The organism is Streptomyces sp. NPDC005866 (genome assembly GCF_040629895.1).
In the GTDB taxonomy this organism is placed as follows: Bacteria; Actinomycetota; Actinomycetes; order Streptomycetales; family Streptomycetaceae; genus Streptomyces.
In genome coordinates, this window is sequence record NZ_JBEXWP010000007.1 from 60336 (window position 1) to 83377 (window position 23042).

Sequence of the window (23042 nt, forward strand, 5' to 3'; positions counted from 1 at the left end):
AGAGGCTGGTCAGGGGTGTCTCGCGTCAGTGCCAGGGCAGGCTGCCGCGTCGCTCCCAGTAGGCCTGCGGGTCCTCGACCAGGGTGGCGAGGCGGTTCAGCTGGTCCTCGCCGAGATCGACCGCGGCCGCGTGCAGGTTGGAGGCGAGCTGGGTGATGGTCGCCGCGCCGGAGAGGACGACTCCGGTCCAGGGCTGACGCAGTACGACGGCGAGGGCGACGGCGTCGCAGCCGAGGCCGGTCTCCTCGGCCACGGCCCGCAGCACGCCGGGGGCGTGCGGCTCGGCCAGGCGGCCGTTGGCCATGCCCTCCTTCACGATCACCGTCAGCCCGGCGTCGTGCGCCTCGGCGAGAGCGGCTCCCGCCGAGGTCTCCAGGGCGTTGTACGTCGACTGGACGGTACCGAAGAGTGGCTCGCCGTCGACGGTCACGGCGAGGGCGGCGCGGATGGCGTCGGCCTGGGCGGGGCCGCTCGTGGAGAAGCCGACGGTGAGACCGGCGGACGCCGCTTCCGCGAGGCGGGCGTGCAGTTCCTTGTCGGTGAGGGCCGGGCTGTCCGGGGTCACCGAGTGGATCTGGTAGAGGTCGAGGTGGTCGCCCAGGAGCTCGGCGGTCTCGGCGCGCTGACGGTCGTACGTCTGGACGCTGTGGTCCTTGACCTCGTGCTTCTCGGCGTCCGTGGTCCAGCCGGCCGTGTAGGTGTAGCCCCATTTGCTGCCGACGACCACGTCGGCGGCGTCGGGGCGGGCGTTCAGCCAGTCGGCGAGGAACTCCTCGGAGCGGCCGTAGGAGCGGGCCACGTCGAAGTAGCGGACGCCCTGGGCGTAGGCGGCGTCGAGGAGTTCGTGCGTGCGGGTGCGGAGGGCTGCGACGCTGCGGTCCTCGCCGAGGTCCTCTTCGCGGCCGAGGTTGATGTAGCCGGGGCGGCCGACCGCGGCGAGGCCGAGGCCGATGTGGCAGGTCGGCGTGGTCGCGGTCGCGAGGCGGGCGAAGGGCATCGCGGGCTCCGTTTCGGTCGGCTGCGTTGGGCTATTGACCAACGTAACCCGCGATGACCTTTGGTTCGCCGTTCAGCTCGGGGCGTGCGGTGCATTGCCGGGTGCGGGTGCGTGGTGGTCGTTCGCGCGGTTCACCGCGCCCCTTTCGGGGCGCTGTCCCTCGGGGGCCTGAACAGTTCTACTTCTTTGCGTCCGCCCACCCGTGCTGCTGGGCCACGTCCGCCTTGACCTCCGCCAGCTGGATCGCCACCGCGCCCGGCGCCGTGCCACCGCGGCCGTTGCGGGAAGCCAGCGCGCCCGGCACGTTCAGGACCGACCGCACCTCCGGCGTCAGGTGGGCGGAGATCTTCGCGAACTGCTCGTCCGTCAGCTGGTCCAGTTCCTTGCCCTCGGCCTCCGCCGCCTTCACGCACTCCCCCGCCACCTCGTGGGCGACGCGGAACGGTACGCCCTGCTTGACCAGCCACTCCGCGATGTCGGTGGCGAGGGAGAAGCCGGCCGGGGCCAGTTCCTCCATGCGCTCACGGTTGACCGTGAGGGTGGCCATCATGCCGGTGAAGGCGGGGAGCAGGACCTCCAGCTGGTCGCAGGAGTCGAAGACCGGCTCCTTGTCCTCCTGCAGGTCGCGGTTGTAGGCGAGGGGCAGGGCCTTCAGCGTGGCCATGAGGCCGGTCAGGTTGCCGATCAGGCGGCCGGACTTGCCGCGCGCCAGCTCCGCGATGTCCGGGTTCTTCTTCTGGGGCATGATCGACGAGCCTGTGGAGAAGGCATCGTGCAGGGTCACGAACGAGAACTCCTTCGTGTTCCAGATGATGATCTCCTCCGCGATCCGGGAGAGGTTCACACCGATCATCGCGGTGATGAAGGCGAACTCGGCGACGAAGTCGCGGGAGGCCGTGCCGTCGATGGAGTTGCCGACGCTGCCGTGCTCGAAGCCGAGGTCCTTGGCGACCGACTCCGGGTCCAGGCCGAGCGAGGAACCGGCGAGCGCGCCGGAGCCGTACGGGGAGACGGCCGTGCGCTCGTCCCACTGGCGCAGCCGCTCCGCGTCCCGGGACAGGGACTGGACGTGGGCCAGGACATGGTGGGCGAAGAGGACCGGCTGGGCGTGCTGGAGGTGGGTGCGGCCGGGCATGGCCACGTCCGGGTGGGCCTCCGCGAGGCCGATCAGGGCGTCCTGGAGGTCGGCGATCAGACCGCCGATCGTCCGGGCGTGGTCGCGCAGGTACATACGGAAGAGGGTCGCTACCTGGTCGTTGCGGGAGCGGCCCGCGCGGAGCTTGCCGCCGAGGTCGGGGCCGAGGCGCTCCAGGAGGCCGCGTTCCAGAGCCGTGTGGACGTCCTCGTCGGCGATCGTGCCCACGAAGGAGCCGTCGGCGACATCGGCCTCCAGCTGGTCGAGGCCGGCGATCATGCGCTGGAGTTCGTCCTCGGTGAGCAGGCCCGCCTTGTGCAGCACGCGCGCGTGGGCACGTGAACCGGCGATGTCGTAGGGCGCGAGCCGCCAGTCGAAGTGGACGGACGCGGACAGCTTCGCCAGGGCCTCGGCGGGACCGTCGGCGAAACGGCCGCCCCAGAGCCGTACGTCACCGCTGTTGCTGCTCACTTGCGTTGCTCCTAGAGAGATACGGATGTGGCGCCGCCTCCCCACCTGCGAGTGAGGAGGCGGTTGTCACGCTACTGCTCAAGCCAGGTCGCGCTTGGCCGCCATCTTGGACGACAGACCGTAGATGTCGATGAAGCCCTTCGCCGCGGCCTGGTCGAAGGTGTCGCCGGTGTCGTAGGTGGCGAGGTTGAAGTCGTACAGCGAGGAGTCGGAGCGGCGGCCGGTGACCACCGCGCGGCCGCCCTGCAGGGTCATACGGATGTCGCCGGTGACATGCCGGCTCGCCTCGTCGAGGAAGCCGTCCAGGGCGCGCTTGAGCGGGGAGAACCACTGGCCGTCGTAGACGAGTTCGCCCCAGCGCTGCTCCACCTGCCGCTTGTAGCGGGCGAGTTCGCGTTCGACGGCGACGTTCTCCAGTTCCTGGTGGGCCGTGATGAGCGCTATGGCGCCCGGGGCCTCGTACACCTCGCGGGACTTGATGCCGACCAGACGGTCCTCGACCATGTCGATCCGGCCGACGCCCTGGGCGCCGGCGCGCTCGTTGAGCTCCTGGATCGCCTGGAGCACGGTGACGGGCCTGCCGTCGACCGCGACCGGGGCACCCCGCTCGAAGGTGACGATCACCTCGTCGGCCTCGCGCGGGGTGGCCGGGTTCTGGGTGTACTCGTAGATGTCCTCGATCGGGCCGTTCCAGATGTCTTCCAGGAAGCCGGTCTCCACGGCGCGGCCGAAGACGTTCTGGTCGATGGAGTACGGGGACTTCTTGGTGGTCGCGATCGGGAGGTCCTTCGCCTCGCAGAAGGCGATGGCCCTGTCACGGGTCATCGCGTAGTCGCGGACCGGGGCGATGCAGGTGAGGTCGGGGGCGAGGGCGACGATGCCGGCCTCGAAGCGGACCTGGTCGTTGCCCTTGCCTGTGCAGCCGTGGGCGACCGTCGTGGCGCCGTGCTGGCGAGCGGCGGCGACGAGGTGCTTGACGATCGCCGGCCGGGAGAGCGCGGAGACCAGCGGGTAGCGGTCCATGTAGAGGGCGTTGGCCTTGATCGCCGGGAGACAGTACTCCTCGGCGAACTCGTCTTTGGCGTCGGCGACTTCGGCCTCGACCGCGCCGCACGCGAGGGCGCGCTTGCGGATGACGTCCAGGTCCTCGCCGCCCTGGCCGACGTCCACCGCGACGGCGATGACCTCGGCGCCCGTCTCCTCGGCGATCCAGCCGATGGCGACGGAGGTGTCCAGCCCGCCCGAGTAGGCGAGTACGACGCGCTCGGCCATGGTCCCTCCTCATGTACAGCCACATGCACATCCGCTTCTTATGCATGAGTATGCGGGGATCTGCATGATTCGTCAATCCGATCCGCGCCGTCCGCCGAGGCCTTCCGGAGCGTTCCGGGGCGCCGGGGGATCCATGGAAGAGCTCTGAACAATCGAAACCGCTTTCCCGTACCCGTGCCTGAGCGCCGGCGCCGCGTCTGGTACATCCATCTCTGACCCAAGTGAGGCATCCGCATGTCCAGGGCTCTTCCGAAGTACAACAAGCGTCGCGTCGCGCTCATCGGCGGTGCCACCGCCGTGGCGCTGTCCGGTGCGGTCATCGCCGGCTCGGCCTCGCCGGGGCCCCCGACAAGAGCAGCGGCACGAGCAACGCCCGCACCCTCGCCGCCTCACCCGGCACGATCACCTGCCCGGACGTCGCCTCGCAGCTGCCCGCGGTCCCGGCCTCCGCGCAGGCCGAGGTCGACCGCAACCTCACCCTCCTCCAGACGCAGATCCAGGAGGCCGACAAGCGGCTTGTCGACACGGTGGGGCAGGGCGGGCCCAACTTCGTGAACAACGCGATCCTCGGTCCCCTCAAGGACAAGCGGGTGGCGACCGTCAACCGGATCGCCACCGCGATCGGCCGTACGGCCGCCAAGCCGACCGGCCTGGACGCGCTGGCGCCGTGCACCCTCAACGCGACCGGGACCGGTACCAGCACGGGCAGCGGTACGGCGACGGGCACGGCCTCGGGCGCGCCGAGTGCGGCGGCCACCCGGCAGCAGTCGACCGGCAGCACCGGTACGAGCACCGGCAGCACCGCGGCGGGCACGATCACCTGCCCCGACGTCGCCTCACGGCTGCCGGCGATCCCCGCGTCCGCGCAGACGGAGGTCGACCGGAACCTCACCCTGCTCCAGACTCAGATCGACGAGGCCGACAAGCGGCTCCGGACCTCGGTCGGCCAGGGCGGCCCGAACTTCGTGCAGAACGCGATCCTCGGCCCCCTGGAGAACAAGCGGAAGTCGACCGTCGACCGGATCGCGATCGCGATCGGCCGTACGTCGGCCAAGCCGACCGGCCTGGACACCCTGGCCGCCTGCACGCTCACCAAGTGACGTGACAGGCAGCTGTGGCCGCCCCGTGTACAGCGCCGGCCGGGGCGGCCACAGTGGTGTCCGGATCCCGGAATTGCTTAGACATGCGAAGTAAACGCGCCGATAATTCACCGGTATGGGAAAGACCTACGAGCGCATAGACGGCAGACTCCGCACGTTCATCGAGGAACAGCCCCTTTTCTTCACCGCCACCGCCCCGCTCGCGGGCGACGGCACGGTCAACCTCTCCCCCAAGGGCCTCAAGGGCTCCTTCGCGGTGCTCGACGAACACACCGTGGCGTACCTGGACTTCGCCGGCTCCAGCGCGGAGACCATCGCCCATCTGCGGGAGAACGGCCGCATCACCCTGATGTGGTGCGCGTTCCAGGGCCCGCCGAACATCGTGCGGGTGCACGGCCGCGGCGAGGCGGTCTTCCGCGACGACCCTCGCTTCCGGGAACTGCTCGCCCGCTTCCCGGACATCGACCCCAGCCCGCACGGCCTGCGGGCGATCATCGTCGTGCACGCCGAACTCGTCCGGGACTCCTGCGGTTACGCGGTCCCCCGCATGGCCTACGACGACGACCGCGACCTGCACGGCAGGCGCTTCGCGCGCGAGGACGATGCCTCACTGAGCGCGTACTTCGAGAAGAAGGACCACATCGCGGTGAGCCTGGATGGCCTACCCGGGCTGCCGTTGCCGCTGCCGCCGTCTACCGTCTGAGCCATGCGTCCAAGCATCGTCGTCACCCTTGTCTCCGCGTCTCTGCTGCTGCTCGGAGCGACACCGAGGGGCGCGGACACCTCACCGCTGCCGGCCCGGATGGCCGACACTGGCGGCGGCAGCCAGCTGATCACCGCCGAGGCGTCCGCGCTGAGCTCGACATCGGGAACCGTCACCTGGTGGGAGCGCCGGGACGGGCAGTGGACCAAGGTGGGGTCGGCCGCCGCACGGTTCGGCGCGAAGGGACTGGTCGAGGGGGCCGGACGGCAGCAGGGCACCAACACGACACCGACGGGGTTGTACGACCTTCCGTTCGGGTTCGGCCTCCAGGCGGCGCCGGCGGGTACCTCCGTCGGCTACCGGGCGGTGACGGCCGATTCATGGTGGTGCCAGGACAACGACTCCGCTTCCTACAACCGCTGGGTCGAGCCGTTGCCGGGCGACTGCCGGGCCGCCGAGGCGGAGCGGTTGTCGTCGTATACGACGACGTACGCGTACGCGCTGGTCATCGGGTTCAACTACGACCGGCCCGTGCGGGGGCGGGGGGCCGGGATCTTCCTCCATGTCAACGGGCAGGGCGCCACGGCCGGGTGTGTTTCGGTGCCGGTGGATGCGATGCGCGAGATCGTGCGGTGGGTGGATCCGAAGAAGGCGCCGCACATCGCCGTCGGGACCGTGAGCGGGGACACGGCTGTCACCCGGTACTGAGTGCGCCCCTCAGGTGTCCGCCCCCAGCGGCAGTCGAACCGTGAACGTGGTGGATCCGAGGGCGCTCTCCACCGTCACCGTCCCCCCGAGCGCCTCCACCACCGCCGCCACGATCGACAGCCCCAGGCCCGCTCCTCCGCCGGAGGCGTCCGCGCGGCGGCGGTGGTCAGCTCGCGTGAAGCGTTCGAAGATGCCTGGCTGGATGTCCGCCGGGATACCCGGACCGTCGTCGTGGACCTGAAGGACCCCTGCCCCGTCGTCCGCCTCCAGGGTCACCGTCACCTTCGTGCCCACGGGTGTGTGCAAACGCGCGTTGGCCAACAAGTTGGCCAACACCTGTTGCAGGCGGTGCGTGTCGCCCGTCACCGTCACCGGTTCCTCCGGGAGGTCCAGGGTCCAGCGGTGGTCCGGGCCCGCGGCGCGGGCGTCCGTCACCGCGTCCAGGGTCAGGTGGGTGAGGTCGACCGGGTGGCGTTCCAGTGGGCGACCCGCGTCCAGGCGGGCCAGGAGCAGGAGGTCGTCGACCATCTCGCCCATCCGGGCGGACTCGGCGGCGATGCGTTCCAGGGCCCGGGTGATCTCGGGAGGGAGCGGGCCCGGGTGGAGCAGTGCCAGTTCCGCGTGGCCGCGGACCGAGGCGACCGGGGTGCGCAGCTCGTGGCTGGCGTCGGCGGCGAAGGAACGGAGGCGTTCCTCGCTGGCGTGGCGTTTCGTCAGCGCGTCCTCGACATGGCCCAGCATGCGGTTGAAGGCCGTGGCCACCCGGCCGACCTCGCTGCGGGGGTCCGTTTCGGGGGCGCGGGGTGGCAGGGCCACCTCACCGCTGGCGAGCGGGAGTTCGCTGACCCGGGTGGCAGTGGCCGCCACCCGGCTCAGCGGGCGCAGGGACCAGCGGACCCAGAGGGCTCCGGCCACGCCCGCCGCGGCGAGGGCGAGGCCGAAGACGCCGGCCGCCACCATTTCCAGTCGGTGGACGGTGGCCTTCACCGGCTCCAGGGGCAGCCCGGTGATCAGGACGTCCCCGTCGCGGCCCGGCAAGGCCCTGAGCCGGTAGTCGCCCACGGAGGAGAGCTGGACCGTGTGGCCCTTGCCGTTCGCGGGCACCTCGGCGAGGGCCGCGCGGTCGCGGGCCGTGAGGCCGACGGTCAGGTCCGGATTGTTCCCGGCGGGGATCAGGGCGGCGTTGGTGACCTGGCCGTTCAGGACCCGCGCGCCGAAGGTGCCGGCGGTCTGGCGCCGGGTGTCGCCGTGCTCGTCGCCGTCGTGGTCGCTCGGCTTGATCTTGCCGTGTTCCAGCGACTCCGGGAAGCTCACCCCGGTCTGCTGGAGCTGCTGGTCCAGGCGTCCGGTGAGGAAGCCGTCCAGCTCGATCACCGCCGCGACGCCCACGGCCGCGCAGCTCACCGCGAGCAGGACGACCAGGCCGACGATGAGGCGGGCGCGGATGGTGCGGGGGCGGGGCAGGCGCCGTGGCCGCCGCAGCCGCAGTACGAGGCTCACCTGCCGACCGGCTTGAGGACGTAACCCGCGCCACGGACCGTGTGGATCATGGGCTCTCGGCCCGCGTCCACCTTCTTACGCAGGTAGGAGATGTACAGCTCCACGACATGGGCGCGGCCACCGAAGTCGTACGACCACACCCGGTCCAGGATCTGGGCCTTGCTGAGGACACGGCGCGGGTTGCGCATCAGGAAGCGGAGGAGTTCGAACTCGGTCGGGGAGAGCTCGACCAGTTCGCCGGCCCGGGTCACCTCGCGGGCCTCCTCGTCCATCGTCAGGTCGCCGACGACGAGCCGGGGGCCCTCGTCCAGCTGGCGGGCCATACCGGCGCGGCGCAGCAGTCCACGCAGCCGGGCGATGACCTCCTCCAGGCTGAAGGGCTTGGTCACGTAGTCGTCGCCGCCCGCGGTGATACCGGCGATCCGGTCCTCCACGCCGTCCCTGGCGGTGAGAAAGAGCACACACACGTCCGGCTGGACCCGGTGCAGCGAACGGAGCACGGCGAAGCCGTCGGTGTCGGGGAGCATCACGTCGAGGACCACCGCGTCCGGCATCAGCTCACGGGCCGCGGCCAGGGCGGACGCGCCGTCGCCGGCCTCGCGGACCTCCCAGCCCTCGTAGCGCAGGGCGCCGGTGAGCACCTCCGCGAGGTCGGGGTCGTCGTCGACGACGAGGACGCGGAGCGGGGTGCCGTCGGGTCGGGTGAGGGCGGGGCGGCCGGAGCGGGTCATGTTCATCGCGTCTACCAGCATCACTCCTCCCGGTGGAGAGCGGTGGCCCCGGGACCTGTGAGTTTGCTCTGAGTCGGCTCAGCGGACGGTCGCTGAGAGGTCCTTCAGAAGTTCGGGCTGCACAGTGGCGACCGGAACGGAGAAAGGACACGACTCATGACGACCGTGGACGAACGGCGCACGGCCCCGGCCGTATCCGTGGCCACGCGCCGCTGCCCCGCCACTGTCGTGCTCGCCGTGCTGTGGGCCGGGGCGGCGGCCGTGCTCGCGCTGTGGTGGTCGGACAGCGGCTCGGTCGTCGGTGCGGCGGGCTGGCTGACCGGGGCCGGGCGGATCGCCGGACTGCTGTGCGGGTACGCCTGTGCGGTGCTCGTCGGCCTGATGGCGCGGGTGCCGTTGCTGGAGGTCCGGGTCGGCTCGGACCGCGTCGCCCGCTGGCACGCGATGGCCGGCCGGTACACGGTCTGCCTGCTGGTCGCTCACATCGCACTGATCCTCGCCGGGTACGCCGCCCAGGACCATGCCTCGCTCGTCCACGAGACGCTCACCGTCGTCCTGGACTATCCGGAGATGCTCAAGGCCACCGCCGGTACGGTGATCCTCTTCGCGGTCGGTGTCACCTCGGTCCGTGCGATGCGCCGTCGTACGAGCTATGAGTTCTGGTACTACGTCCACCTCCTCACCTACGCGGCCGTCTTCCTCGCCTTCGGCCACCAGCTGGCACTCGGCAACGACTTCAACGGCAAGCCGGTCGCCACCGCCTTCTGGTACGCCCTGTACCTGGGGGTCGCGGCCCTGGTGCTGTGGTTCCGGATCCTGGCTCCTGTGCGGCTCAACCTCCGGCACCGGCTGCGGGTGGAGACCGTGCAGCAGGAGGCACCGGGCGTGTACTCGGTGGTGATCCGCGGGCGCCGGATCGACGAACTCGGGGCACGGGCCGGGCAGTTCTTCCGCTGGCGGTTCCTCGGCGGCGACGGCATGGGCTGGACGTCGACGCCGTACTCGCTCTCGGCACCGCCGCGCGGCGATCTGCTGCGGATCACGGTCAAGGCGCTCGGCGACCACAGCGCGGCCGTATCGCTGCTGCGCCCCGGCACCCGGGTGTGGGCGGAGGGCCCGTACGGCGCCCTCACCGCCGACCGGACCACCAGTCACCGGTCCCTGCTGATCGCGGCCGGTGTCGGCATCACCCCGCTGCGGGCGCTGTTCGAGACGCTGCCCGGCGAGGTCACCCTGCTCTACCGGGCGCGGACGGCCGAAGACCTGGCGCTGGGCGGCGAGTTGGAGGAGATCGCACGGTGGCGTGGCGCCCAGCTGCGGTACGCCCTCAACGGCCCGTACGGCGAGCGCCCCGCCCTCACGGCGGAGGCGCTGCGGGCGAACTTCCCCGGTCTCGCCGGGCACGACGTGTACATCTGCGGCCCGCACGGGTTCGCCCAGGAGGTGTACGGGGCGCTGCGTGCCGCCGGGGTGCCGGACCGCCGTATCCACCACGAGTCCTTCGAGCTGTGAGGCCCCTGACGTGCACGCACTGAACAAGAACCGGCCCCTGCGGCGCATCACGCTGGCGAGCGCCGTCACCGTTTCCGGGATCGTGATGCTGCTGGCGCTGAAGCCGCACACCACCCCGACCGTGATCACGGACTCGGCGGCCCCCGCCCCGTCGAGCAGCGCGAGCGCGAGTGCCGCACCGGGGGCGACCGGTGGCACCGGCGGCAAGGGCGGTTCCGGCACGTCCGGGAGCGGCAGCACCGGTACCAGGACCGTCACCGGGGACACCGTCCAGACCCGTTGGGGTCCCGTCCAGGTGCGCGTGACCATCAAGAGCGGCAAGGTCACCGACGTCACGGCGGTCCAGTACCCGCAGGACAACCCGCGGGACCAGGAGATCGACAGCTACGCCCTTCCGCAGCTGCGCAGTGAGGCCCTGGCGGCGCAGAGCGCGAAGATAGACACGGTGTCCGGGGCCACCTACACGAGCCAGGGTTACCAGCAGTCGCTCCAGTCGGCGCTGGACTCCGCGGGTCTCTGAACACTCAGGCTGTGCGGCACGTACCTGTGGGCCAACGGTCAAGTCCCCACGGAGGAACCGTGACCACCACGCTCGCAGGCGGACGTGCCGCCCGCCGACAGACGATGCGCCGCATCCGCCCGCGCCGCTCCCCGGCCGTACCGCTGCTGCTCGCCGTGTGGGCGGGTGCGGCGGCCGTGCTGTGGCTGTGGTGGCACAACACCCCGTCCATCGCCGACCAGAACGGCAAGATCCTCAACGCCGGCCGCATCACCGGTCTGCTGGCCGGATACCTGATGGCACTCGTCGTGCTGCAGACGGCCCGGGTGCCGGCGCTGGAACGGCGGGTCGGCTCCGACCGCGTCGCCCGCTGGCACGCGATGAGCGGCCGGTACACCCTCTGCCTGGTCGTCGCGCACGTCTTCCTGATCATGTGGGGCTATGCGCTGCAGGCCGGCAAGACGCTGAACGACATCGTCCAGCAGACGGTCGACTCCATCAACCAGCTCCCCGACATGGGCAAGGCGGCCATCGGCACCGGTCTGTTCGTGGTCATCGGCCTCACCTCGATCGGCCCGGTCCGCCGCAGGATGCCGTACGACACCTGGTACCACGTGCACCTGCTCACGTACGCGGCGGTGTTCCTGACCTTCTGGCACCAGATCACCACCGGCAACGACTTCGCCCTCACGCCGCTGGCCAAGACGTTCTGGTACGGCCTGTACGGCGCGGTCAGCGCGCTGGTCGTCTGGTACCGGATCCTCACCCCGATCCGGCTCAACCTGCGGCACCGGATGCGGGTCGAGGCGGTCATCGAGGAGACGCCGGGCATCGTGTCGGTGCTGATCGGCGGGCGCAAGCTGCACCGGATGGGCGCGGAGGCCGGCCAGTTCTTCCGCTGGCGGTTCATGGCCCCAGGGATGCGGTTCAGCTCGCACCCGTACTCGCTGTCGGCGGCGCCGCGCCCCGACATGCTGCGGATCACCGTCAAGGCGATCGGCGACCACAGCGCGCGGCTGCGCGAAGTGCGGCCCGGAACCAAGGTCTGGGCCGAAGGGCCGTACGGGGCGATGACCGCGTCCCGGCGCAGCCGCGGCAAGGTTCTGCTGGTGGCGGGCGGCGTCGGGATCACGCCCATGCGGGCGCTGTTCGAGACGCTGCCCGGCGCCGCCGGCGACCTGACCCTGCTCTACCGGGCCAACACCACGCGGGACCTGGCCCTCTGGGACGAGCTGGCCAGGATCGCCAAGGAGCGCGGCGCCCGGCTCATGTACGCGGTCAACAGCCCGGAGGGCGAGCGGCCGGACATCTCCGCGGACAACCTCCGGCGGAAGATCCCGGACATCGATCACCACGACGTCTTCATGTGCGGCCCGCCCGGGTTCGCGCAGCAGGTGTACGACGCTCTGCGCGGCGCGGGGGTTCCCGCCCGCCGCATCCATCACGAGTCGTTCGAGATGTGAGCGACGGGACCACGGGAATCCAGGGAAACGGGAGTTCGGAAACGATGAGGAAGAGTCACCCCATCAGGCGTGTGGTGCTGGCCACCGCGGCGACCGTGTCCGGCGTCGTGCTGTTGCTGTCGCTGAAGCCGGCGTCGGACCCGGCGTCCGCGTCGGCGGCGGGTGCGGCCCCGTCGGCCACGGCGGCGGGACAGGAGTCGCCGCAGGGCGGCACCGGGGCCGCCGGGGCCACGACGGTGACCGGTGACGCGACCCGGACCGAGTACGGGGTCGTACAGGTCCGGCTCACCGTCGCGGACGGGAAGATCACCCAGGCCGAGGCGGTGCAGGCGCCCAAGGGCGGTACCAGCGACCAGAAGACGGCGCTGTCGGTCCCGCAGCTGAACAAGGAGACGGTGGCGGCGCAGAGCGCGAACATCGACTCCGTCTCCGGCGCGACCTACACCAGCACCGGGTACAAGCAGTCGCTGCAGTCGGCGCTGGACAAGATGAAGACGGCGGGCGCGCCCGGCTCGTCGGGCTCCTCGCCGTCCTCCTCCGGGTCCGCGCAGGCGCAGGCCAAGACCGTGACCGGGCAGGTCGCGCAGACCCAGTACGGGCCGGTCCAGGTCCGGATCACCGTCTCCGGAGGGAAGATCACCAAGGCGGAGGCCGTACAGGCGCCCAGCGGCGGCACCAGCGACCAGAAGACCGCGCTCTCCGTACCGGAGCTCAACCAGCAGGCGGTGGCGGCCGGGAACGCGAACATCGACTCCGTCTCCGGGGCCACCTACACCAGCACCGGCTACAAGCAGTCCCTGCAGTCGGCGCTGGACCAGGCTGGTGGCTGACACGGTGGCGGAGGCTGCGGTACGCCATGCGGAGGAGGTCATGGGGACCGTCTTCTCCTTCGACGTCCGCGGCGGGCATCCGGACGCCGTACGGGCGGCCCTCGACGAGGCGGTCGCCGGACTGCACCGGGTCGACCGCCTGTTCAGCACCTACCGCGAGAGCAGCCAGGTGTCACGGCTGGCGCGGGAGGAGATCGGCCTCGCGGAATGCGACCCCGAGGTGGCCGAGGTGCTGGAGCTGGCGGCCGAGGCGGAACGGGTGAGCGACGGCTGGTTCAGCATGCGCTACCGGGGGCGCCTCGACCCCACGGGCATCGTCAAGGGCTGGTCTGCCGAGCGGGCGGCGCGGGGGCTGGCGCGGGTGGCCGGAGTGACCGGGGTGAGCGTGAACGGGGGCGGCGACGTCCAGATGGTCGGTGCGCCCGAGCCCTTGCGGGCGTGGCGGGTGGGCATCGCCGATCCGTTGCGGCCGGGCGGGCTGGCGGCGGTGATCACGGCGGCGGGCGTGGACGAACTGGCGGTGGCCACGTCCGGTACGGCGGAACGCGGCGCCCATATCGTCGACCCGCGGACCGGGAAGCCGGCGGTGACGGACCTGGTGGCGGTGACGGTGGTGGGTCCCCGTCTGACGTGGGTGGACTGTTGGGCCACGGCGGCGTTCGCGATGGGGTCGCGGGCCGGGTTGGCCTGGCTGGAGTGCCTGCCGGACGTGGAGGGGCTGCTGATCACGGCGGGCGACGAGGTGCGGTGCACCGGGGGGCTCGCGGCGCGTCTGGGCTGAGGTGGGGTGGGCGCGGGGGCACGACATTTTTCAGGATTTGTCCCGTAAAGCGCCATCCAACTCCCCACCCCAGCCGTATCCCCTCTGAAGCACATTTCAGGAGGAACGACATGGCCATCTTCAGCAACCTCATGCCGGCCGACCACCGGCACCATGACGACCACTCGTCCGACCACGACTCCTCGCGGCACGGGCACCGTCACGACCACGACCACCACCACGACCACAACGACCGCCACGACCACCGCCACGACCACGGCGACCGTCACGACCACAACGGCTACTGACCGCACCGAAGGCTGAGCGGACCGGCGACCGCAGGACATACCGGTCCGCTTCGCCGGTGGTTTCCGAGAGACCCCCCGCCATGGCGCATGTTCTACGGCGCCTGCTGTCGACCGGCGATCAGTCCGACGCCGTGGTCGCGGCCGCGCCCCCGATGCCGCCGCGCGAGGTGTTCCGGCGGTTCTGGCCGTACACCCGCGGTGGCCGGCGCTGGCTGGTGCCCCTCGTCCTGCTGAGTCTGACCGCTCCCGCCGTCGACGCCGCCGAGCTCTGGCTCTTCAAGATCGTCGTCGACGATGTGCTCGTCACCCGGGAGTTGCGGCCGTTCCTGTGGATCGCGCCCACCTATCTGGGCCTCGTCGTCTGCTCCGGCGTGCTCGGCTTCGCCGACGACGTGACCTCCACCTGGGTCGGCGAACGCTTCCTGCTCGCACTGCGCTCCGACGTGTTCCGGCATGTCCAGGGGCTGTCGCTCGGCTTCTTCGAGCGCCGGCGGCTCGGGGACGTGCTGTCCCGGGTCACGGGCGATGTCGACGCGGTGGAGACGTTCCTGCTCTCTGGTGTGGCCGACGCCCTCTACTACGTGATCCGTCTCGGCGTCTTCCTCGGCCTGCTGTTCTACCTGCGCTGGGACCTGACCCTGCTCTCCCTCGTCATCGTGCCGCTGTTCTGGGGCTCCGCCCGGCACTTCTCCCGGCTGATCAAGGAGGCGTCGCGGGAGCGCAGACGCCGTAGCGGCTCGCTCAGCGCGATCGCCGAGGAGTCGCTCGGCAATGTCGTGCTGGTGCAGGCGTACAACCGGCAGGGCTGGGAGGCGCGCCGGTTCGAGCGGGAGAACGTCGGCAGGTTCCGGGCGGCGATGGCGTCGGCGCGGATCCGTGCCGTGTACGGACCCGTCGTGGAGATCATCGAGGTGTCGGGCGGCCTCGCGGTGCTGGCCTTCGGCACCTGGAAGCTGGCCCAGGGCCAGCTCACCCTCGGCGGACTGCTGGTGTTCCTCGCGCTGATCGGCAAGCTGTACAGCCCGGTGCACGGCCTGTCCGGGCTCGGCACCACCTTCTACGCGGCCTCCGCCTCGGCGGAACGGATCATCGAACTCCTGGACCAGCGGCCCCAGGTGGCCGAGGCGGCGGGCGCCCGGCGCATCCGCCGGGCGCGGGGTGAGGTGGAGTTCGACGGGGTGTGGTTCCGCTATCCCGGTACGGCGGCCTGGGCGCTGTCGGACGTGTCGTTCCATGTGGCGCCCGGGGAGACGCTGGCGCTGGTCGGGGCGAGCGGGGCGGGCAAGTCCACGCTCGCGAAGCTGCAGTTGCGGTTCTACGACCCCGACCGGGGCGCGGTCCGCCTCGACGGGACCGATCTGCGCGAGCTCAGCCTGTCCGACGTGCGGGAGAACGTGGCGGTGGTGTTGCAGGAGACGCTCGTCTTCCACGGCACCGTGCGGGACAACATCGCCTACGGGCGGCCGACGGCCACTCAGGCGGAGATCGTCGCGGCGGCGCGTGCCGCGGACGCGGACCCGTTCATCGAGCGGCTCCCGGACGGCTACGATACGCTCGTCGGCCAGCGCGGCCGGACGCTGTCCGGCGGCCAGTGCCAGCGGCTGGCGATCGCCCGGGCCATGATCCGGGACGCGCCGGTGCTGCTCCTGGACGAACCGACCGCCGGGCTCGACGTGAGCTCGGGCCGGCGGATCATGGACCCGCTGCGCCGGCTGATGGCCGGGCGGACGACCGTCGTCATCTCCCACAACCTGCTGACCGTCCGCGACGCCACCCGGATCGTGGTGCTCGACCACGGCCGGGTCGTCGAGGACGGCGCGCACTCGGAGTTGCTCGGGCGGGAGGGGACGTACGCCCGGCTGCACCGGCTGAACGCGGGAGCGGTGCTGTCATGAGCCTCGTGGGTCGGGCCTCGCCGCTGGCGCCGGGCACGCGACCGGTCCCGGGGTACGAGGTGCTCGGGCATCTCACGCGTACCGGATGGCTCGACATCCACGACGCGTGGAGCGTGGAGCGGGACTGCCGGTGCGTGATCAAGGTGGTGCGGCCCGACCGGCGGGGTGAGCGGGGGCTGGCTGAGCGGCTGCTGCGGGAGGGGCGGTGGCTGCGGGACTTCAGCCATCCGCATCTGGTCCGCTCGTACGACGTCTTCGACTCCCCCGAGCCGCTCGTCGTCCTGGAGACGCTGACCGGTGAGACGCTCTCCCGGCTGCTGGAGCGGCTGCGGCGCCGGCCGTCCGCCGCCGATGTGGCGCTGCTGGGGGTGCAGCTGTGCTCGGTGGTCCACTACCTGCACGGACAGGGGCTGCTGCACCTGGATCTCAAGCCGTCCAATGTGGTGGTGGACCGCGGTCACGCCAAGGTGCTCGACCTGAGCGTCGCCCGGCCGCCCGGGACCGCGCCGGCCGGGGTGGGCACCTGCTGTTACCTCGCCCCTGAGCAGGCCCGCGGTGGCACCCTCACGACCGCCGCCGACGTGTGGGGCATCGGCGTCACGCTGTTCGAAGTCGCGTGCGGGGACTGGCCGTTCGACTGCTCCGGGGCCGCGCTGGAGCGCCGTCCCCCGCCGGTTTCGTCCCGGCGGCGGCTGCCCCGCGCTCTCGCCGCCGCCGTCGACGGCTGCCTCCGGTCCAAGCCCTCGGCCCGCCCCACCGTCGCCGAACTGGCCGCCGCTCTGGAGCCGGCCTCGCCGTCCCCGGACCGCGGCACGTGACTCACACCTCCGGGGCCACCACCTTGCCCTTCTGCAGCTGGGCGGTGGCGAGGACGGTGCCGTCGGGAGAGGTCAGACGGACGCCGGTGTACTTGGTGAGGTCGACGGGGACGGCCACACCCCAGTCGCCGCGCCCGTCGCGCAGCGGGAAGTCGCCGACACGTGTGGTCGTACCGTCGGCGTGTTCGAGGAAGCAGGTGACCTTGCCTGTATAGGGGGTGGGGGTCAGGGCGACGGACATGAAGATCCAGGCGGGGCTGCCGGGGTGGGCGTAGATCTCGCCGACGGGCTGCCCGCCCCCGGGCGGGGTCATGTCCCCGACCAACACGGGCTCGGACCCGACGGCGGGCGCCGAGGCGGTGACCTCCTGGACCGCGGTGCCGATCGCCCAGCCGGTGAATCCGACGGCGACGGCGAGGGCGGCGGCGACCGCGGCGAGCCGCAGCCGGGCCCGCCGGGCGTGGCCGCGCAGGCCCCGGGCGGCGCGGGCGGGCCGCTGCCCTTCGGGCCCCGGCGCCTGCTGGGCCAGGCTGCGCGCCACCCGGGTCTCGAAGCCGGGCGGTGGCTCTCGGTCCGGCAACAGGCCGATCAACCGGTCGCCGATCCCGGTGAGTTGCCGGACGTACTCCCGGCAGTCCGCGCACCGGTCCAGATGGGCGACGGCCTCGGCCCGCTCGCGGCCGGGCAGCACGCCCAGCGCCAGTTCGGCGCCGGCCTCCCGCAGCTTCTCGCAGTTTCGGTCACTGGACATGGTCGCCCCGCTTCGGAGACGTGAGTGCGGTGCGAAGCCTAGCCATCGCCGTTCTGATCCGGGTCTTCGCGGTGCCCAGCGGGATCCGCTCCGCGTCGGCGATCTGCTGAGCCGTCATGCCGTAGATGCCTGCCATCATCAGGGCCCGGGCCTGCTCCCGCGGCAGCCGTGCCAGAGCGGCCCGGAGCTGGGTGGAGGCCTCGTCGGCCAGCGCCCACTGCTCGGGGGTCACGGTGACGGCGTCGAGGAGGGGGTCGAGGTCCTCGGGTGCCATCGGCTCCGTCCGCCGGGCACGGACGGCGTCGACGGCGAGGTTGTGCGCGATGGTCGTCAGCCAGGTCGCGACCGAGCCGCGGCGCGAGTCGTAGACCTGCGCATGACGCCATGCGCGCTCGAACGTCTGCTGGGCGATGTCCTCCGCGAGCTGCTGGTCCCCGGTGACGGCCATGGCCACCCCGAAGACCCGGTGCTGGAACCTCCGTACGAACATCACCGCGAGCTCGGGATCCCCGGTGGCCAGCCCGGAGAGCAGTGCCTCGTCCGGGAGGCGGCCGACGGGGAACCGGAAACCCGACACACCTCTGTATACGTTCGACGGCCGCCAGGGGATTGCCCGCCCGCCTGACCGCTCGCCGCGGAAGATCACATGCCCATTCTCCGTCGGCGGGCCGGGCCCCGCACGCGGGTCAGTGGCCGTTCTGGGCCAGGCGCAGCAGGTGGTCCGCGAGTGCCTGTCCGCCGGCCGGCTCACGGCTGATCAGCAGCAGTGTGTCGTCACCGGCGATCGTCCCCAGGATGTCCTGCAGCTCCGCCTGGTCGATCGCCGAGGCGAGGAACTGCGCCGCGCCGGGCGGGGTCCGCAGCACCACCAGGTTGGCCGACGCCTCCGCGGAGATCAGGAGTTCCTGGGAGAGGCGGCGCATCCGCTCCTCCTTCGCCGACTCCCCCAGCGGTGCGCGCGGGGTGCGGAAACCACCCTCACTCGGCACCGCATAGATCAGTTCCCCGTCGGTGTTGCGGATCTTCACCGCGTTCAGCTCGTCGAGGTCCCGGGAGAGCGTCGCCTGGGTGACCGTCAGCCCGTCGTCGGCCAGCAGCTTCGCGAGCTGGCTCTGCGACCGCACAGGCTGCCGGTTGAGGATGTCCACGATCCGGCGGTGCCGGGCGGTCCGGGTCTGCGGCACCGCGGGCCCCGCCCCGCCCGACTGGTCGAACTCCTGCGCCTGGCTCATCGTCGTCTCATTCTCCGGATCGTCCGTCCCCGATCGCTGCGTCGAGGATGCCGGGCAGGGCCCTCAGCAGCGCGTCCGCCTGGTCGTCACGGAGGTTCAGCGGGGGCATCAGCCGAACGACGTCAGGGGCGGGCGCGTTCACCAGGAACCCGGCCTCCTGAGCCGCCTGCTGCACCTGTACCGCCAGCGGCTCGGTGAGCACGATACCCAGGAGGAGGCCCGCGCCCCGGACATAATCGATCAATCCGTGGCCGAGACCCTCGATTCCGTCCCGCAACTTCTCGCTTTGGCGCTTGACGTTCTCCAGCAACCCCTCGTTCTCGATGGTGTCGAGGACGGCGAGCCCGGCGGCGCAGGCGACCGGGTTGCCGCCGAAGGTCGTGCCGTGGTGGCCCGGCTGGAGGAGTTCGGCGGCGCGGCCGAAGGCCACGGTCGCGCCGAGCGGCAGTCCGCCGCCGAGCTGCTTGGCGAGGGTGACGACATCGGGCAGCACCCCCTCGTGGGCCTGGTACTCGAACCAGGTGCCGGTACGGCCGACGCCAGTCTGTACCTCGTCGAGGACGAGCAGGGCGCCGGTGGCGGCGGTGATCGCGCGGGCCGCCTTGAGATAGCCGGCCGGGGGTACGACCACGCCGTTCTCACCCTGGACGGGCTCGATGACGACCAGCGCGGTGTCCTCGGTGACGGCGGCGGCCAGGGCCTGTGCGTCGCCGTAGGGCACGTGGGTGACCTCGGCGGGCAGCGGACGGAACGGTTCCTGCTTGGCGGGCTGCCCGGTGAGCGCGAGGGCACCCATAGTACGGCCGTGGAAGCCGCCGTCGGTGGCGACCATGTGGGTGCGCCCGGTCAGCCGGCCGATCTTGAAGGCGGCCTCGTTGGCCTCGGCGCCGGAGTTGCAGAAGAAGACCCTGCCGTCCCGGCCGAAGAGCTGGAGCAGCCGCTCGGCGAGGGCGACGGTGGGCTCGGCCATGAAGAAGTTGGAGATATGGCCCAGGGCTGCGATCTGCTTGCCGACGGCCTCGACGATCGCCGGGTGGGCGTGGCCGAGCGCGTTGGTGGCGATACCGCCGACGAAGTCGTAGTACTGCCGGCCCTCGGTGTCCCACACCCTGACGCCCTCGCCGCGCACCAGGGGCAGCCGCGGGGTGCCGTAGTTGTTCATGAGCGCGCCCTGCCACCGCGTGGTCAGTTCCTGGTTGCTCATGGCTGCTCCCCCTGTCGTTCGTCGGGCACGACCATCGTGCCGATGCCTTCGTCGGTGAAGATCTCCAGCAGGATCGAGTGCTGGACCCGGCCGTCGATGACGCGGGCGGTGGTGACGCCGTTGCGTACGGCGTGCAGACAGCCCTCCATCTTCGGCACCATGCCGGAGCTCAGGTCCGGCAGCAGCTTCTCCAGTTGGGAAGCGGTGAGACGGCTGATCACCTCGTCGGAGTTCGGCCAGTCCTCGTAAAGGCCCTCGACATCGGTGAGGACCATGAGAGTCTCGGCGCCCAGCGCAGCAGCGAGTGCCGCAGCCGCCGTATCAGCATTGACGTTGTAGACATGCCCCGAATCACAGTCGTCCTGGGAGCGGGCGATCGAGGAGACGACCGGGATACGGCCGTCGGCGAGCAGGGCCTGGATCGCGCCCGTGTCGATCGAGGTGATCTCGCCGACCCGCCCGATGTCGACGAGCTCGCCGTCGATCTCGGGCCGGTGCTTGGTGGCGGTGATGGTGTGGGCGTCCTCGCCGGTCAGCCCCACCGCGAGCGGGCCGTGCTGGTTGAGCAGGTTCACCAGTTCCCGCTGCACCTGTCCGGCCAGCACCATCCGTACGACGTCCATGGCGTCCTCGGTGGTGACCCGGAGCCCGGCCTTGAACTCGCTGACGATGCCGTGCCGGTCGAGGGCGGCGCTGATCTGCGGGCCGCCGCCGTGCACGACGACCGGCTTGAGACCGGCGTGGTGCAGGAAGACGACGTCCTGGGCGAACGCGGCCTTCAGGTCCTCGTCGATCATGGCGTTGCCGCCGAACTTGATGACCACGGTCTTGCCGTTGTGGCGGACCAGCCAGGGCAGGGCCTCGATGAGGGTCTGCGCCTTGGGCAGCGCGGTGTGCTTACGCGTGGTGCTCATGACGAGTAGGCGCTGTTCTCGTGGACGTATTCGGCGGTCAGGTCGTTGGTCCAGATGGTGGCGGTCTCGCCGCCGGCGGCGAGGTCCGCGACGATGTGGACCTCGCGGTAGCGCATGTCGACCTTCTCCCGGTCCTCGCCGACGCCGCCGTTCTTGCACACCCAGACGCCGTTGATCGCGACGTTGAGCTGGTCGGGCTCGAAGGCGGCCTTGGTCGTGCCGATCGCGGAGAGGACACGGCCCCAGTTGGGGTCCTCGCCGTGGATGGCGCACTTGAGGAGGTTGTTGCGGGCGATGGAGCGGCCCACCTCGACGGCGTCGTCCTCGGTCGCGGCGTTGACCACCTCGACCCTGACGTCCTTGCTGGCGCCCTCGGCGTCCCGGATCAGCTGCTGGCCGAGGTCGTCGCAGACGGCGCGTACGGCCTCGGCGAACTCCTCGTACTCCGGGGTGATCCCGGAGGATCCGGAGGCGAGCAGCAGCACGGTGTCGTTGGTGGACATGCAGCCGTCGGAGTCGACGCGGTCGAAGGTCGTACGGGTGGCGGCCCGGAGCGCCTTGTCCAGGACCTCGCTCTCGACGACCGCGTCCGTGGTGAGCACGACCAGCATGGTGGCGAGGCCGGGCGCGAGCATGCCGGCGCCCTTCGCCATCCCGCCGACGGCCCAGCCGTCCCTCGTCACGACGGACGTCTTGTGCACGGTGTCGGTGGTCTTGATGGCGATGGCCGCCTTCTCACCGCCGTGCTCGCTCAGGGCGGCGGCCGCGGTCTCGACCCCCGGCAGCAGTTTGTCCATGGGGAGGAGCACACCGATGAGACCGGTCGAGCACACGGCGACCTCGATGGCGCCCCGGCCGAGGACCTCGGCGGCCTTCTCCGCGGTCGCGTGGGTGTCCTGGAAGCCCTTGGGGCCTGTGCAGGCGTTGGCGCCGCCGGAGTTGAGGACGACGGCGGAGACCTGGCCGCTCTTGAGGACCTGCTCGGACCACAGGACCGGCGCGGCCTTCACCCGGTTGGAGGTGAAGACGCCCGCGGCGGCGCGGCGGGGCCCGTTGTTGACCACGAGGGCCAGGTCGGGGTTGCCGTTCTCCTTGATCCCGGCGGCGATGCCCGCCGCCCTGAATCCCTTCGCTGCCGTCACGCTCACGGCGCAACTCCGATCGTGGTCAGCCCGGTGGTCTCGGCGAGACCCAGGGCGAGGTTCATGCTCTGGACGGCACCGCCGGCGGTGCCCTTGGTCAGGTTGTCGATGGCGCTGATCGCGATGATGCGGCCGACGGCCTCGTCGTATGCGACCTGCACCTGAACGGCGTTGGAACCGTAGACGGACGCCGTGGCGGGCCACCGGCCCTCCGGCAGGAGGTGGACGAAGGGCTCGTCGGCGTAGGCCTTCTCGTAGGCGGTCCGGACGGACTCGGCCGTCACTCCGCTCTTCGCCGAGGCACTGCACGTGGCGAGGATGCCCCGGGGCATCGGCGCGAGCGTGGGCGTGAAGGAGACGGCGATCCGTTCCCCCGCCACCGCGCTGAGGTTCTGGATCATCTCGGGGGTGTGCCGGTGGCCGCCGCCGACGCCGTACGGCGACATGGACCCCATGACCTCGCTGCCCAGCAGATGCGGCTTGGCCGCCTTGCCCGCGCCGGAGGTGCCGGACGCGGCGACCACCACGGCCTCGGGCTCGGCGGTCCCGGCGGCGTAGGCCGGGTACAGGGCGAGGGAGACGGCGGTGGGGTAGCAACCGGGTACCGCGATGCGCCTGGACCCCTCCAGCGCGGCGCGGGCGCCTGGCAGTTCGGGGAGGCCGTAGGGCCAGGTGCCGGCGTGCGGGGAGCCGTAGAAGCGCTCCCAGTCGGCCGGGTCCTGGAGACGGAAGTCGGCGCCCATGTCGACGACCAGGACGTCCGGGCCGAGCTGCTCGGCGACGGCGGCGGACTGGCCGTGGGGCAGGGCGAGGAAGACGACGTCGTGCCCGGCGAGGGTCTCGGCGGTCGTCTCCCCCAGCACTCGGTCGGCCAGCGGCAGCAGATGCGGCTGGAGCGCGCCCAGGCGCTGCCCCGCGTTGGAGTTGCCGGTCAGGGCACCGATCTCGACCTCGGGGTGCCCGAGGAGCAGCCGCAGGACCTCTCCGCCCGCGTATCCGCTCGCTCCGGCCACCGCCGCACGTACCGCCATGTCCATCCTCCTCCAGATGGCATGACTATACGGTTCGCTGCACGTTTATGCAACGCTGCATGCAAT

General features: G+C 71.3%; 22 protein-coding genes and 1 pseudogene. 11 read left to right on the forward strand and 12 right to left on the reverse strand.

The window, feature by feature from the left end:
* Nucleotides 1-25: 25 nt before the first annotated feature.
* The 3 genes from ABZ396_RS12720 to ABZ396_RS12730 all read right to left on the reverse strand — a co-directional run bounded on the left by ABZ396_RS12720 (nucleotide 26) and on the right by ABZ396_RS12730 (nucleotide 3875).
* Entirely contained in the window at nucleotides 26-997 is a 972-nt protein-coding gene (locus ABZ396_RS12720) for an aldo/keto reductase (RefSeq protein ID WP_358926163.1), read from the reverse strand.
* A 178-nt stretch (nucleotides 998-1175) separates the two neighbouring features.
* Nucleotides 1176-2603, reverse strand: a complete 1428-nt coding sequence (gene argH / locus ABZ396_RS12725; RefSeq protein WP_358926164.1) for an argininosuccinate lyase — start codon at nucleotides 2601-2603, stop codon at nucleotides 1176-1178.
* 78 nt (nucleotides 2604-2681) lie between these two features.
* Nucleotides 2682-3875 (reverse strand): argininosuccinate synthase, encoded by a 1194-nt coding sequence (locus ABZ396_RS12730; RefSeq protein WP_358926166.1) that lies wholly within the window; start codon nucleotides 3873-3875, stop codon nucleotides 2682-2684.
* A 234-nt stretch (nucleotides 3876-4109) separates the two neighbouring features.
* On the opposite strand from ABZ396_RS12730, the pseudogene ABZ396_RS12735 reads away from it, so the two are divergent.
* The 3 genes and pseudogenes from ABZ396_RS12735 (at nucleotide 4110) to ABZ396_RS12745 (ending at nucleotide 6386) form a co-directional block, all read left to right on the forward strand.
* Nucleotides 4110-4975 (forward strand): annotated as a pseudogene (locus ABZ396_RS12735) (hypothetical protein).
* A 115-nt stretch (nucleotides 4976-5090) separates the two neighbouring features.
* On the forward strand, nucleotides 5091-5678 hold the full coding sequence (locus ABZ396_RS12740) for a pyridoxamine 5'-phosphate oxidase family protein (protein WP_358926168.1): 588 nt from the start codon (nucleotides 5091-5093) through the stop codon (nucleotides 5676-5678).
* Between the two features lie 3 nt (nucleotides 5679-5681).
* Nucleotides 5682-6386, forward strand: a complete 705-nt coding sequence (locus tag ABZ396_RS12745) for a L,D-transpeptidase family protein (RefSeq protein WP_358926170.1) — start codon at nucleotides 5682-5684, stop codon at nucleotides 6384-6386.
* Nucleotides 6387-6395: 9 nt separating this feature from the next.
* On the opposite strand, the gene ABZ396_RS12750 is transcribed toward ABZ396_RS12745, so the two are convergent.
* Together ABZ396_RS12750 and ABZ396_RS12755 are read right to left on the reverse strand one after the other, a co-directional pair.
* Nucleotides 6396-7886: a HAMP domain-containing sensor histidine kinase gene (locus tag ABZ396_RS12750; protein WP_358926172.1), complete on the reverse strand. Its 1491-nt coding sequence runs from the start codon at nucleotides 7884-7886 to the stop codon at nucleotides 6396-6398.
* Complete coding sequence (locus ABZ396_RS12755; protein ID WP_358926188.1) at nucleotides 7883-8623, reverse strand: response regulator transcription factor; 741 nt, start codon at nucleotides 8621-8623, stop codon at nucleotides 7883-7885. Before ABZ396_RS12755 ends, ABZ396_RS12750 begins: the two co-directional genes overlap by 4 nt.
* Before the next feature lie 150 nt (nucleotides 8624-8773).
* Between ABZ396_RS12755 and ABZ396_RS12760 the strand changes: the two genes are divergently transcribed.
* From ABZ396_RS12760 to ABZ396_RS12795, 8 genes are all read left to right on the forward strand, one after another.
* Nucleotides 8774-10129 carry a ferric reductase-like transmembrane domain-containing protein gene (locus ABZ396_RS12760; protein ID WP_358926173.1) on the forward strand — a complete coding sequence of 452 codons (1356 nt, stop codon included), beginning with the start codon at nucleotides 8774-8776 and terminating at the stop codon, nucleotides 10127-10129.
* 10 nt (nucleotides 10130-10139) lie between these two features.
* Nucleotides 10140-10649, forward strand: a complete 510-nt coding sequence (locus ABZ396_RS12765; RefSeq protein WP_358926175.1) for an FMN-binding protein — start codon at nucleotides 10140-10142, stop codon at nucleotides 10647-10649.
* 59 nt (nucleotides 10650-10708) lie between these two features.
* Nucleotides 10709-12091, forward strand: a complete 1383-nt coding sequence (locus ABZ396_RS12770) for a ferredoxin reductase family protein (RefSeq protein WP_358926176.1) — start codon at nucleotides 10709-10711, stop codon at nucleotides 12089-12091.
* A gap of 44 nt (nucleotides 12092-12135) precedes the next feature.
* The gene (locus ABZ396_RS12775) at nucleotides 12136-12921 is read left to right on the forward strand and encodes an FMN-binding protein (protein ID WP_358926178.1); all 786 of its coding nucleotides are present in this window, start codon (nucleotides 12136-12138) and stop codon (nucleotides 12919-12921) included.
* Entirely contained in the window at nucleotides 12914-13702 is a 789-nt protein-coding gene (locus ABZ396_RS12780; RefSeq protein ID WP_358926180.1) for an FAD:protein FMN transferase, read from the forward strand. Before ABZ396_RS12775 ends, ABZ396_RS12780 begins: the two co-directional genes overlap by 8 nt.
* A gap of 110 nt (nucleotides 13703-13812) precedes the next feature.
* A complete protein-coding gene (locus ABZ396_RS12785; protein WP_358926181.1) occupies nucleotides 13813-13989 on the forward strand; it encodes a hypothetical protein in 177 nt (58 codons plus the stop codon).
* An 80-nt stretch (nucleotides 13990-14069) separates the two neighbouring features.
* Nucleotides 14070-15884, forward strand: coding sequence for an ABC transporter ATP-binding protein (locus ABZ396_RS12790; protein ID WP_358926183.1), 1815 nt, complete (start codon nucleotides 14070-14072; stop codon nucleotides 15882-15884).
* Nucleotides 15881-16702: a serine/threonine-protein kinase gene (locus ABZ396_RS12795; RefSeq protein ID WP_358926185.1), complete on the forward strand. Its 822-nt coding sequence runs from the start codon at nucleotides 15881-15883 to the stop codon at nucleotides 16700-16702. The genes ABZ396_RS12790 and ABZ396_RS12795 overlap by 4 nt, the downstream gene beginning before the upstream one ends.
* A 1-nt stretch (nucleotide 16703) precedes the next feature.
* Here ABZ396_RS12795 and ABZ396_RS12800 read toward each other — a convergent pair whose 3' ends face one another.
* The 7 genes from ABZ396_RS12800 to argC all read right to left on the reverse strand — a co-directional run bounded on the left by ABZ396_RS12800 (nucleotide 16704) and on the right by argC (nucleotide 22976).
* Nucleotides 16704-17453, reverse strand: a complete 750-nt coding sequence (locus ABZ396_RS12800) for a zf-HC2 domain-containing protein (RefSeq protein ID WP_359184529.1) — start codon at nucleotides 17451-17453, stop codon at nucleotides 16704-16706.
* Entirely contained in the window at nucleotides 17443-18030 is a 588-nt protein-coding gene (locus ABZ396_RS12805; protein WP_358915210.1) for a sigma-70 family RNA polymerase sigma factor, read from the reverse strand. Before ABZ396_RS12805 ends, ABZ396_RS12800 begins: the two co-directional genes overlap by 11 nt.
* Before the next feature lie 109 nt (nucleotides 18031-18139).
* Nucleotides 18140-18685 carry an arginine repressor gene (locus ABZ396_RS12810; protein ID WP_358915212.1) on the reverse strand — a complete coding sequence of 182 codons (546 nt, stop codon included), beginning with the start codon at nucleotides 18683-18685 and terminating at the stop codon, nucleotides 18140-18142.
* 7 nt (nucleotides 18686-18692) lie between these two features.
* A complete protein-coding gene (locus tag ABZ396_RS12815; protein ID WP_358915214.1) occupies nucleotides 18693-19889 on the reverse strand; it encodes an acetylornithine transaminase in 1197 nt (398 codons plus the stop codon).
* Nucleotides 19886-20803, reverse strand: coding sequence for an acetylglutamate kinase (gene argB, locus ABZ396_RS12820; protein WP_358915216.1), 918 nt, complete (start codon nucleotides 20801-20803; stop codon nucleotides 19886-19888). The genes ABZ396_RS12815 and argB overlap by 4 nt, the downstream gene beginning before the upstream one ends.
* Nucleotides 20800-21951, reverse strand: coding sequence for a bifunctional glutamate N-acetyltransferase/amino-acid acetyltransferase ArgJ (argJ, locus tag ABZ396_RS12825; protein ID WP_358915218.1), 1152 nt, complete (start codon nucleotides 21949-21951; stop codon nucleotides 20800-20802). The genes argB and argJ overlap by 4 nt, the downstream gene beginning before the upstream one ends.
* Nucleotides 21948-22976: an N-acetyl-gamma-glutamyl-phosphate reductase gene (argC, locus tag ABZ396_RS12830; RefSeq protein ID WP_358915220.1), complete on the reverse strand. Its 1029-nt coding sequence runs from the start codon at nucleotides 22974-22976 to the stop codon at nucleotides 21948-21950. The genes argJ and argC overlap by 4 nt, the downstream gene beginning before the upstream one ends.
* Between the last annotated feature and the right edge of the window lie 66 nt (nucleotides 22977-23042).

Bases quoted from the DNA above. Each gene is read 5' to 3' on its own strand.
- ABZ396_RS12720 (WP_358926163.1), bottom strand. From the start codon at position 997: ATGCCCTTCGCCCGCCTCGCGACCGCGACCACGCCGACCTGCCACATC.
- ABZ396_RS12730 (WP_358926166.1), bottom strand. From the start codon at position 3,875: ATGGCCGAGCGCGTCGTACTCGCCTACTCGGGCGGGCTGGACACCTCC.
- ABZ396_RS12740 (WP_358926168.1), top strand. From the start codon at position 5,091: ATGGGAAAGACCTACGAGCGCATAGACGGCAGACTCCGCACGTTCATC.
- ABZ396_RS12745 (WP_358926170.1), top strand. From the start codon at position 5,682: ATGCGTCCAAGCATCGTCGTCACCCTTGTCTCCGCGTCTCTGCTGCTG.
- ABZ396_RS12755 (WP_358926188.1), bottom strand. From the start codon at position 8,623: ATGAACATGACCCGCTCCGGCCGCCCCGCCCTCACCCGACCCGACGGC.
- ABZ396_RS12760 (WP_358926173.1), top strand. From the start codon at position 8,774: ATGACGACCGTGGACGAACGGCGCACGGCCCCGGCCGTATCCGTGGCC.
- ABZ396_RS12775 (WP_358926178.1), top strand. From the start codon at position 12,136: ATGAGGAAGAGTCACCCCATCAGGCGTGTGGTGCTGGCCACCGCGGCG.
- ABZ396_RS12785 (WP_358926181.1), top strand. From the start codon at position 13,813: ATGGCCATCTTCAGCAACCTCATGCCGGCCGACCACCGGCACCATGAC.
- ABZ396_RS12790 (WP_358926183.1), top strand. From the start codon at position 14,070: ATGGCGCATGTTCTACGGCGCCTGCTGTCGACCGGCGATCAGTCCGAC.
- ABZ396_RS12795 (WP_358926185.1), top strand. From the start codon at position 15,881: ATGAGCCTCGTGGGTCGGGCCTCGCCGCTGGCGCCGGGCACGCGACCG.
- ABZ396_RS12800 (WP_359184529.1), bottom strand. From the start codon at position 17,453: ATGTCCAGTGACCGAAACTGCGAGAAGCTGCGGGAGGCCGGCGCCGAA.
- ABZ396_RS12810 (WP_358915212.1), bottom strand. From the start codon at position 18,685: ATGAGCCAGGCGCAGGAGTTCGACCAGTCGGGCGGGGCGGGGCCCGCG.
- ABZ396_RS12815 (WP_358915214.1), bottom strand. From the start codon at position 19,889: ATGAGCAACCAGGAACTGACCACGCGGTGGCAGGGCGCGCTCATGAAC.
- argB (WP_358915216.1), bottom strand. From the start codon at position 20,803: ATGAGCACCACGCGTAAGCACACCGCGCTGCCCAAGGCGCAGACCCTC.
- argC (WP_358915220.1), bottom strand. From the start codon at position 22,976: ATGGCGGTACGTGCGGCGGTGGCCGGAGCGAGCGGATACGCGGGCGGA.